The 4,199-nt window shown below is 66.7% G+C and carries 4 protein-coding genes; 3 read left to right on the top strand and 1 reads right to left on the bottom strand.

The window, feature by feature from the left end; genetic code table 11:
- Together ABY44_RS17795 and ABY44_RS17790 are read left to right on the top strand one after the other, a co-directional pair.
- The coding region (locus tag ABY44_RS17795; protein WP_431641500.1) for an efflux transporter outer membrane subunit at positions 1-1,398 on the top strand (1,398 nt) is incomplete at its 5' end.
- Positions 1,399-1,749: a hypothetical protein gene (locus tag ABY44_RS17790; RefSeq protein ID WP_155637867.1), complete on the top strand. Its 351-nt coding sequence runs from the start codon at positions 1,399-1,401 to the stop codon at positions 1,747-1,749.
- On the opposite strand, the gene ABY44_RS17785 is transcribed toward ABY44_RS17790, so the two are convergent.
- A complete protein-coding gene (locus tag ABY44_RS17785) occupies positions 1,750-3,126 on the bottom strand; it encodes a nucleobase:cation symporter-2 family protein (protein ID WP_021159518.1) in 1,377 nt (458 codons plus the stop codon). It abuts the gene before it with no gap.
- Between the two features lie 438 nt (positions 3,127-3,564).
- Here ABY44_RS17785 and ABY44_RS17780 point away from each other — a divergent pair.
- Positions 3,565-4,199 (top strand): FGGY family carbohydrate kinase (locus ABY44_RS17780; protein ID WP_431641498.1); only part of this gene is annotated, 635 nt, incomplete at its 3' end.

The raw sequence follows: 4,199 nt of genomic DNA, 5'->3' as shown, positions 1-4,199 counted from the left end.
GCGACGCAGCCGGGTGCGGCCGGCGCGCGCAGCGCGAACGGCCAGGCGGCGACCGCCATCGGCTGGCGCGAGTTCTTCGTCGATCCGCGCCTGCAGCGGCTGATCGAGATCGCGCTGAAAAACAACCGCGACCTGCGCGTGTCGGTGCTGAACATCGAGGCGGCGCGCGCGCAGTACCAGATCACGCGCGCGGAGCTGTTCCCGACGCTCGACGGCACGGGCACGGGCAGCATCCAGCGCATTCCGCAGGGCTTGTCGACGACCAATGCGCCGCTGATCTCGCGCAACTACAACGTCGGGCTGTCCGCGTCGTGGGAACTCGACCTGTTCGGCCGCGTGCAGAGCCTGAAAGACCAGGCACTCGCGCAATACCTGTCGACGTCGTATGCACGGCAGGCATTCGAGATCTCGCTGGTGTCGCAGGTGGCCGATCAATACCTGACGCTGCTGTCGACCGACGACCTGCTGAAGGTCACGGAGGACACGCTGAAGTCCGCTCAGGCGCAGTGCGACCTGACGAAGCTGCAGTTCGACAACGGCACGGGCTCCGAGCTCGAGCTGCGTCAGGCGCAGACGGTGGTCGAGCAGGCGCTGTCGAACCAGCAGCAGCAGGCGCGTGCGCGTGCGCAGGCACTGAACATGCTGGTGCAACTGATCGGTGAGCCGCTGCCGGACGACCTGCCGGCAGGCATGCCGCTCGACGCGCAGAACCTGCTGACGGACGTGCCGGCCGGGTTGCCGTCGGATCTGCTGACACGTCGTCCGGACGTGATGCAGGCCGAGCAGACGCTGCTGGCCGCGAATGCGAACATCGGTGCGGCACGCGCGGCGTTCTTCCCGCGCATCTCGCTGACGGGCGCATTCGGCACCGGCAGCTCGACGCTGGGCGGCCTGTTCAAGGCCGGCACGGCGGCGTGGTCGTTCGCGCCGCAGATCACGATGCCGATCTTCGAAGGCGGGCAGAACATCGCGAACCTGAACCTCGCGAACGTGCAGAAACGCATCGAGATCGCGAACTACGAGAAGGCGATCCAGTCGGCATTCCGCGAAGTGGCGGATGGTCTTGCCGCACGCGGCACGTACGACCAGCAGATCGCGGCGCTCGAGCGCAACGAGCACGCACAGCAGCGACGTTTCGACCTGTCGGACCTGCGTTACAAGAATGGTGTCGACAGCTACCTGTCGGTGCTGACCGCGCAGACGGATCTGTACTCGGCACAGCAGACGCTGATCAACGCACGCCTGGCGCGCTGGACGAACCTCGTCACGCTATACCGCGCATTGGGCGGCGGCTGGATCCAGCGGGCCGGCGAGACGCCGCGCGCGCCGGATGCGCCGGTCGACTACGACAAGGCGGCCGCTCCGGCGCCTGCGTCGTCGGCGGCGACGAACGGGTAAGTGAAAGGCGGGGCAGGAGCGGGCAACCGCTTCTGCCTGCCGATCCGGCGCGATGCAAAAGCGAAAACGCCACGGATGAAAATCCGTGGCGTTTTCTTTTGTGCGGCCGGGTCGTGCAAGACCACGACGGTTGGCGTGACGATGACTGCATCGGATGCCGCCGATGCCGATCACGGCAGATACGCGTCCAGGCGCGATCAACCGATCAACCAGGCAGCCTGCACCGCATCGCAGGCGGCCACCCTGAGCGCGCGAGGCACCCCGCGTAACCCGGCTCCGCCAAGCAAAAACGCCACGGCATGCCGTGGCGTTTTCCGTTACCGCTTCGCGCCGTCGTCCGGCGCGTCGTGATCAGTGATGCACGTCGGCCGGGCGGCCGTCGAAGTCGTGTCCGGCGCGGCGGATCTCGCAGCGCGCATCCTTTTCGCCTTTCACGCCGTTGAACACGATGTTCAGGATCACGGCCGATGCCGACGCCAGCAGGATGCCGCTGTGCAGGATCGGGGCGAGCGCGGGCGGCAGCTTCGAGAAGAAGTGCGGCGACACGACCGGCACGAGACCCATGCCGACGCTCACGGCGACGATGAACAGGTTGTGCGAGTTGTTCACGAAGTCGACCTTCGACAGCACCTTGATGCCGTTCGCGGCCACCATCCCGAACATCACGATGCCCGCACCGCCGAGCACGAACGGCGGCACCGATGCGACCACCTGCGCCATCTTCGGGAACAGGCCGAGCAGCACGAGAATCACGCCGCCCGTCGCACACACGAACCGGCTCTTCACGCCCGTCACGCCGATCAGGCCGACGTTCTGCGAGAACGACGTATGCGGGAACGAGTTGAAGATGCCGCCGATCAGCGTGCCGAGGCCGTCGACGCGCAGGCCGCGCACGAGGCGCTCCTGGTTGACCGGACGATCGACCATGTCGCCGACCGCGAGGAACATGCCGGTCGATTCGATGAACGTGACGAACATCACCGTGACCATCGTCACGATCGACAGCGGGTCGAAGTGCGGCATGCCGAAGTGGAACGGCATCACGATGCCGACCCACGGTGCGTGCGCGACGCCGTCGGTATTCACGCGGCCGATCGCGAACGCGATCGCGAAGCCGGCGACGATGCCGAGCAGCACCGAGATGTTCGCGATGAAACCGCGGCCGAACTTGTTGATCAGCAGGATCAGCGTCAGCACGAGCAGCGACAGGCCGAGATAGACGGGGCTGCCGTACTCGGGGTTGCCGACGCCGCCGGCCGCCCAGTTGATGCCGACTTCCATTAGCGACAGCCCGATCACCGCGATCACGGTGCCGACCACCACCGGCGGGAAGAACCGCAACAGCTTGCCGATCATCGGCGCGAGCACGATACCGATGATGCCGGCCGCGATCGTCGAGCCGAAGATGTCGAGAATGCCGAGGCCGGGGTTCGTGCCGATCGCGATCATCGGGCCGACTGCCGCGAACGTGCAGCCCATGATGACGGGCAGGCGGATCCCGAAGATCCACAGGCCCAGCGTCTGGATCAGCGTGGCGATGCCGCACGAAAACAGATCGGCGCTGATCAGGAACGCGATCTGGTCTTTCGGCAGCTTGAGTGCGGCGCCAACGATAAGCGGCACGGCAACAGCGCCGGCGTACATGACGAGGACGTGTTGCAGGCCAAGCGTTACCAGCTTGCCGGTCGGCAGCACCTCATCGCACGGATGGACCGTGTTCGATTGCATCTGTCTCACTCCATGATCTTGTTTTCGGGGTGATACGAAGTTATGCGGAATGAATCCACGCAACAAGAGCGCTGGGTACTATTCCGCTCTTTGCTGGTTCGATATGCCATTTCGGCATGAAACAGGGTGTCGATCATCGGGAAACTGTCGCAGGAGTGAGGGTTCCCGGTTTTATAGCCCTTCAAAATAGCGCTGGCCCCCATGTCAAATATCGGCCGCTTTATGGTGTGTATCGGGCGGGGCGCATAGCGGCAAAAAGTGCCTGGGAAAAATCGTGCCGGGTTAACCCGCGAGCCGCCGCTTTCACCGCCAACGTGCAGCCGGGTGAAACCCGGCAGGCCATGGCGATGTCGGCCGGCGCGGCGGCGGCAAAAGACGGGGCGCGCATCGCGATCCCGTTATCATCGACATCCGTTCATTCGAATTCGCCCTCACGTCATGCGCCTGCTCGGAATCGACCTCGGCACCGGCTCCGTCAAACTCGTCACGCTCGATGCCGACGGCGTCGAGCGTGCGGTCGCGAGCGAACCCTATGCGCTGTCGTCGCCGCAGCCCGGCTGGGCCGAGATCGCGCCCGACACGTGGTGGCAGGCGCTGGTGCGCGCGGCCGCGCGGTTGCCGGCCGGCGAGCGCGCGCAGGTGGCGGCGATCGGGTTCTCGGGGCAGATGCACGGCGTCGTGCTGATCGACGCGGCCGGGCAGCCGGTGCGGCCCGCGCTGCTGTGGCCCGACACGCGGGCGGTGCGCGAAGCGGATGAGGCCGGCTGGCCCGTCACGGGATCGCCCGTCGCCGGATCGCCCGTCGCCGGATTGCCCGTTGCCCCGAACCCCGTCGCGCCGGGTATGGCCGGCCCGCTGTTGCGCTGGCTGGCCGCTCACGAACCCGATGCACTGCGCGCCGCGCGCTGGGCCGTGCAGCCGAAGGACTGGTTGCGCATCGCGCTGGGCGGCGACGTCGCGGCCGATCCGAGCGACGCGTGCGCGACCGCGCTCGCGACGCCCGACGGCGCATGGGATCTCGCATTGATCGACGCACTCGGCCTGCCGGCCGACCGGTTCGCATCGGTGCAGCC

This window comes from Burkholderia sp. ZZQ-2 (assembly GCF_050768715.1).
Lineage (GTDB): Bacteria > Pseudomonadota > Gammaproteobacteria > Burkholderiales > Burkholderiaceae > Burkholderia > Burkholderia cepacia.
Note: the sequence above shows the minus strand (reverse complement) of the source record. Positions and strands in the feature narration are given on the sequence as shown.

What these genes read in the sequence shown, in the direction of transcription:
- ABY44_RS17785 (WP_021159518.1), bottom strand. Translation starts at nt 3,126, where the DNA reads ATGCAATCGAACACGGTCCATCCGTGCGATGAGGTGCTGCCGACCGGC.